The sequence below is a fragment of the Streptomyces sp. CNQ085 genome (assembly GCF_022614595.1).
Taxonomy (GTDB): Bacteria; Actinomycetota; Actinomycetes; order Streptomycetales; family Streptomycetaceae; genus Streptomyces.
The window spans coordinates 1-6331 of record NZ_JAJFAU010000210.1 but is presented as its reverse complement, the minus strand read 5'-3'; the positions used below and the strand labels follow the sequence as shown (position 1 = coordinate 6331).

Here is a 6331-nt window from a genome sequence, read left to right as displayed (position 1 = left end):
CACCACCGTCACCGCGTGCCCCGGGGAGCCGCCCGCCAGCGGGGAGCTGGCGCAGGCCCTGCTGGGGACCGGCGCGTCCGAGGCCGTCCTGCTGCCCAACGATCCCGAGCTGTGGCACACCGCCGGCCGCGGCGGCGAATCCGAGCGGGTTGCGCGCGTCGCGCGGATCGCCCAGCTCCCGTTCCAGGGAGGTGGCGGCGGCGTACCGGGGCCACCGCTGCCCGTCGTCCGCCGTCATCGCCGGCCCCCTTCGGCTTCCGCGGCCGGCGCGGGCCGGTACTCGGCGCAGGAGCGCGGCAGCCGCACACCGGCGAGGGCCAGCTGGTGCACCCGTGCGGTGTAGGCGGCGCCGCGCAGCAGGTGCCCGGCGACATCCGCCACCCGCCGGTTCTCCGGAGCCGCCAGGTAGGTGCCGCGCGCCCAGGCGTTGAAGGCGCCCATGGCCGGCCCGCACCACACCTGGAAGTCGGCGGTGCGGTCAGCCTCGCCGGTCACCGCCCAGCGCGAGGCCATCCCCAGGTACCAGCGGAACAGCAGCGCCATCCGGCGGCGCGGTACGGCCGCCGCGCGCCGCAGCTGATCGGGGTCGCGGCGGGCGAAGTACGCCTCGACCTCCTGCCAGACCTCCTCCACCGGGCGGCGGAAGACCTGCTTCTCCAGGCGGCGCAGTTCCTCCGGCGGAAGCGCCTCGATGCCGTCGTGGCGCTGGTACAGCTCGTACAGGCGCTTGGCGCGCATCGGGAACAGGGTGCCCTTCTTCAGCACCTGGAGTTCCACCCCGAGTTCGAACATGTCGGCGGCGGGTGCCATCTCGCAGTCGGCCAGTCCCGCCTCGGCCAGCATCCGCCGGGCGGGCTCGGAGGTGCCGGACTCCAGGCACGACTGGTGCACCGAGCCCACCACCACGTAGTCGGCTCCCATGGCGTAGGCGGCGGCCGCCGCGTGCGGGGTGCCGATGCCGCCGCCCGCGCCGAGCCCGACCGGCACCGGGTAGCGCATCTCGCGCTGGACGGCGTCGCGCGTCTCCAGCAGCGCGGGGAAGAGCGCGGTCAGCGGGCGCCGGTCGGTGTGCCCGCCGGAGTCCGCCTCGGCGGTGACGTCGTCGGCCAGCGGCACGTACCGCGCCAGCTCCGCCTGTTCGGCGGTGATCAGCCCGCGGGCCAGCAGGTCAGCGGTGATCGCGGGCGGGGCGGGGCGCATGAACTTCTCGGCCACCTCCGGGCGCGAGACCTTGGCGATGAGCCGGTTGGCGGCCACCACCCGGCCGTCGCGGCCACGGTGCAGCCCGGCCACCCGGTAGCGCACCACGTGCGGGGTGAGGTCCAGGTAGGCGGAGGCCTCCACGCACCGCACCCCGTGCCGGAGCAGCAGCTCCACCCCGTCGCGTTCCAGGGCGTCCTCGCTGGGGCTGTGGATGAGGTTGACCGCCCAGGGCAGGCCCGGGAGTTCGGCAGCGAAGCGGCGCAGCGCGCGGTCGATGCGCTCGGGCAGCAGGCCGGCCGCGCCGAAGGAGCCCAGGCAGCCGGCGCGGGCAAGGGCGATCACCAGTTCCTCGGAGGCGATGCCGCCCGCCATGGCGCCGCCCAGGTAGGCCAGGCGGGTGCCGTGGCGCTCGCGGAAGGCACGGGATCCCAGGCGCTCGGGCGGCAGCGGGCCGAGCGCGGCCAGAACCCGGGTGCCGGGGCCGGGGCGGGCGGTGGTGGCGCCGGGGCCACTGCCGGTGCCGACGATGTAGCAGGGCTCCTCCAGCCGCCCCAGGACCTCCTGGACGCCGGCCGGATCGGTGCGGGGGGCCTGGGGTGCGGTGCGGGCCCGGTGGTGGACGCCGCCCGTCGCGGGGGTGGTCATGCTCCGGTCTCCTTGTCCGTGTCGTGCTGGCCGTCCTGGCCGTTCCGGCCGTCCTGCGGGGCGGTCCGTTCCGCGCGCGGGTCGGGGACGGCCTCCACCGCCACGTCGGTGAGCTCGTAGATGCGCAGCCCCGGCTTCCAGACGGCTGCGTCGGCGATGACGACGAGGCGCCCGCCGTCCCGGCGGACCTCCTTGATGTGGGCCTCGAAGGTCATCTCGCCGTCGCCGCGCAGGATCTGGCCGCGGTATTTCCAGGCCATCGCGACTTCCAGGGGCACCCCGAACCGCAGCGGCCCCATGCCGTCGGCGAGCCCGGAGTCGATGACGTGGACCTGGAGCGCCTGGATGACCGCCTCCACACCCAGCGAGCCGGGCATCACCGGGTCGCGGTGGAAGTGGCAGTCGAAGTACCAGTCGTCGTCGGCCACGGTACGGCGGCCGAAGAGGTACCCCTGGCCGTGGGTGCCGCCACCGTCCACCATGGTCACCTCGTCGACCATCCGCAGGTGGTCGTCGGCCAGGTGCAGCCCGGTGCCGGGCCGGGGCCGGAACCAGCGGTCGTCGGAGCGGACGGCCATCGTCCGCTTCCGGACCGGGTCGAGACCGTCGCCCTCGGCCTCCAGCCACGGCGGGACGTACGCGCCGGAGTCCAGTCCGACCTGGTTGGAGAGCGCCTGCTCGGTGAAGTACCCGAAGAGCGACTCGCCCTCGTAGAACACCTCGTCGTCGGCGAGCAGCCGGTAGCGGAAGTTCTGGAGGGTCGCGCCGGGCACGGACTGGCTGGACAGCAGCTCCGATTCGTGGCGGATGGTCCTGCCGGCCAGTTCGGGGCGGCTCACGAAGCGGGCGCGGCCGTCCAGGTTACGGATGGCCAGCTCCTCGTCGGGGCTGGCCAGGGTGGCCCCCAGGTAGTAGCCGAGCAGAATGGCGGCCTGCAGGGAGGTCTCCATCACCACGCAGTTGGGGATCTCCGGCCCGCCGGTGTCCCGGTAGTACCAGGCCTCGGGCGGTGAGTCGTACTCGGTGGCCATCGTGGCTCCGGGGCGCAGCTCGCCGCGGGTGCCGTCCAGCCGCATGATGCGGTCCACGAACTGGAAGTCGCCGTTGGGGATGTAGGGGGCGCGCCGGTCGGCGTAGATCTCGAACTCCGTGCCCATCGCCGTGCCGAGGTCGCCCTTGGCGGCATGGGCGAGGTGGAGTTCGTTGATGAAGGCCGCCTCGCCGCGCTCGTTGCGGCGTCCGAGGAAGGCCGGGAGACCGCCGGTCTCGGGCCGGTAGGGGGTGCCCGGCTTCTCCTGCACCCGCACCCCGAAGTTCCGCATGGCGACGATGGGCTTGTCGCCGTCGTAGACGGTGATGTCGGCGACCACGGTGGGCCGCGGCAGCATGGTCAGCTCGATGACCTCCACCTCGTAGCGGACCTCGCGGGTCTGCGGGGTGATCTGGCCGCGCACCCTGACCTCGGTCTCCAGACCGGGCACCGCCTGGAACTCGGCGTCGGGGAAGACCAGGTGCATTCCCAGGTACATGGCGTAGGTCTGCAGCAGCTGTACCCCGCCCTCGGCGATGAGGGAGCCGGCCAGCACCGGGTCGCCGGTGAAGTGACAGGCGAAGTACCAGCCGTCTGGGTCCAGCCGCTTGACGGCGGTGAGCGCGCCGAGCCGGCGCGGCCCACCGAGCCGGTCGAGAACCGGAATCTCGTCGATCATGCGCAGCATCTCGCCGGGCAGGCGCAGCGAGCGGTTGCAGCCGTCGGCGCTCTGGTCCCAGCGCGGGCCGAACACCTCTCCCGGGCGGCCGGCGGCCAGCAGCTCCAGGTCCTTTCCGGTCAGGGAGGTGCGGTCGGTGCGGGCCAGCGGCTTGAACCAGGAGGGCTCCATCGCCGCGCGCCGCCGACGGTCCGCGGCACTGTCCACCACGCCGAGGGAGTCGGCGAGTTCGGCGGGGGTGAAGAACCCGGCGCAGGCGTCCAGGAGTTCCAGGATCAGCTCGCCGTCGGCGTAGCAGCGGTAGTTGAAGAAGAACAGCAGGTTGTCGCCGTTCCACACGAAGCGGTCGATGCGGATGTCGTAGCGCAGCGTCTGGCCCTCGCGGGGCAGGCCGCCATGGAAGACCAGACGGCTGTCCAGCAGCCGGTAGACACGCTCGCCGCGGGTGCGGAAGTCGATGCCCAGGTAGGCGATCAGCAGCATGTCGCACTGGCCGGCCTCGATGGTCACCGCGCACGGGACCAGACCGTCCACCGTGTACCAGGCGCCGACCGGGACGTCGTACTCGGTGGTGATCTCGGCGGGCTCGAAGCGGCCCGTCTCGCCGGTGATCCTGGTGACCCGGCTGACGAAGAGGTAGGGCGGCTCGGGCAGACGGCAGCGGCGCGGGTAGGTGTCGACCTCGGCGAAGGCCGGGCCGAAGACCGGTGCCACCCGGCCGCGCGCGAACTCCAGCAGGTCCTGCTCGTCCCACAACACGGTCTTCTCCCGCACCGCGGGCACGACGGGGGCGGTGGATGCCGCCGCGGGCGCGGCGGCGGCCTCCAGGGCCCGCAGCGCGTTCTCGGCGAGCGCGTCCTGCGCGCGCAGCGCGGCGCGGTGCGCCCGAGCGACGGTCGTCGCCATCGCCCGCAGCGGGGGCGCGGCGGGACGGGCCAGGGCCGCCGGGCGGTACCGCTGGGGGGCGGAGCGCGGCAGCGGCTCGGGCAGGTGGACGAACGGCTCCTCCTCGATGACGATCCGCTCCGCGGCGGGATCGGGATCGAGGACGGGGGCGGGCTCCGGGGCGGAGGGCGCCGTCGCCTGGGATGCGGGCGGCATGGCCGGGGTCACCTCACTGGGCTGGGGTTCCGGGGCGGGCTGGGGTTCCGGGGCGGGCTGGGGTTCCGGGGCGGACCGGTCGCCCGGGGCGGCCGGTGGGCGACCGGAGCGCTCGGGCAGTACCTCGGGCGGATCAGGGGTGAGGACGGCGGCCGCCGCCCGTGCCGTCCGGTCGGCGATCGGCTCGCCGCCGCACGGCACGGAGAGCACCGGCCCGGCCGGGGCGGCCGCCGGCGGCGGTGTCAGTTCCTCCAGGGCGACGGGCAGACCGTGGGCGACCAGCCGGGCCAGGGCCTGGGCGAGCGCGACGGCGGACCCGGCGCCGCGCCGGTCCACCGAGACCGCCACGTGGTCGCGTCCCTTGAGCGTCTCGCCGATCCACCGGGTGCAGGTGGCGCCCGGCCCCACCTCCACGAAGTAGCGGTAGCCGCGCTCGTGGGCGGTCTCGGCGAGCCGGGCGAAGTCGATGGTGCTGCGCAGGGTGACCGCGATGCGGCGGGCGATCTGTTCCCGGTCGGTGGTGTCCACCCGGTCGTAGTCGTAGGCGGACAGCAGTTCCAGACCGGGGTCCGGCGTGCCGAGCGGGTAGTCGTTGAGCGCGGCCAGCGCGTCGAGTTCGGGGTCGACGACCGGGCAGTGCATGACGTGGTTGGCGGGCGCCTTGGCGGCCTGGCAGCCCACCTTCGCGATCACCTGGGCGACCTGTTCCGGATCGCCGGCGATCACCACCTCGCGCGGGGTGTTGACATGGGTGAGGAAGACCCGCTCCAGGCCGGCCATGGCCGGACGCACCGCGTCCGGGCCGGCCAGCAGCACCCGGGTCGCCCACACCTTCCCGTCCGGCACGGAACCGGGGATGCCCCAGGCCTCGCGGACGCGCAGCTTCGGGCCGCGCAGCCGGTCGCGGAAGAGCGGAGTGGCCGCCAGCGCCGCGTCGTCCCGCGCGGAGTCGGCCCACACCCCGCCGGCGAAGAGCATGCTGGACTCGCCCAGGCTGTAGCCGAAGCCGCCGTCGGGACGCAGGCCCAGTACGTCGCGCAGCAGCCGGGTGTGCAGCACCGCGAAGTTGGTGCCCGCGGCGAGCATCACGGGGATGTCGTCGATCAGGCGTTCCTCGTGGCGCATCAGGTCCCGGCGGCCGAGCGGGCCCCGGGCGCGGGGGTGGAGCGCACGGTGCTTGAGCCGCCGGGCGGGGTGGTCGGCCTCCTTCTCGAAGCCGTCCAGAAGGCCGGGGAAGAGGCGGAAGAGGTCACGGCCGGCCCCGGGATAGGTGGTGAACGCGCCGGGGTAGACGAAGGCGACCCGGCCCCCCGGGCCCAGTGGGCGCGCGGTGCAGTAGCTTCCGGAGGGCGTGGACCACTCACCGCCCTCGGAGATGACGCGCGGCAGGTCGCGTTCGGCGGCGGCCAGTTCACCGGCGAGTCGGCCCGCGTCGGTGGCCACCAGGACGGCGGTGTGGCGGGCACGGCGGGCGGACAGTTCCCGTACCGCCCGGTGGGTCACCGCCCGCGGTCCGCGCTCGGCGAGTTCGGCGGCGGCCTCACGGGCCGCGGCGGCCAGTGCGGGGCCGTCGTCCGCGGTGAGCGGCAGCAGCAGCACGCCGGGACCGTCGTGCCAGTCGGCGGCCGGCCGTGCGGGGCCGGTGCCCCGCGGCGCGGCGCGCAGCACCACGT

General features: G+C 74.6%; 3 protein-coding genes. All 3 read right to left on the bottom strand.

Annotated features, from left to right (window positions below):
* Nucleotides 1-238: hypothetical protein (locus tag LJ221_RS22805; protein WP_241718596.1), on the bottom strand; the 238-nt coding region annotated here is incomplete at its 3' end.
* Nucleotides 235-1848: a PfaD family polyunsaturated fatty acid/polyketide biosynthesis protein gene (locus LJ221_RS22800; RefSeq protein WP_241718594.1), complete on the bottom strand. Its 1614-nt coding sequence runs from the start codon at nucleotides 1846-1848 to the stop codon at nucleotides 235-237. The genes LJ221_RS22800 and LJ221_RS22805, both read right to left, overlap by 4 nt.
* Nucleotides 1845-6331 (bottom strand): acyltransferase domain-containing protein (locus LJ221_RS23565; RefSeq protein WP_374228538.1); only part of this gene is annotated, 4487 nt, incomplete at its 5' end. The genes LJ221_RS23565 and LJ221_RS22800, both read right to left, overlap by 4 nt.

Coding starts and splice junctions, on each gene's coding strand:
- LJ221_RS22800 (WP_241718594.1), bottom strand. CDS start 1,848: ATGACCACCCCCGCGACGGGCGGCGTCCACCACCGGGCCCGCACCGCA.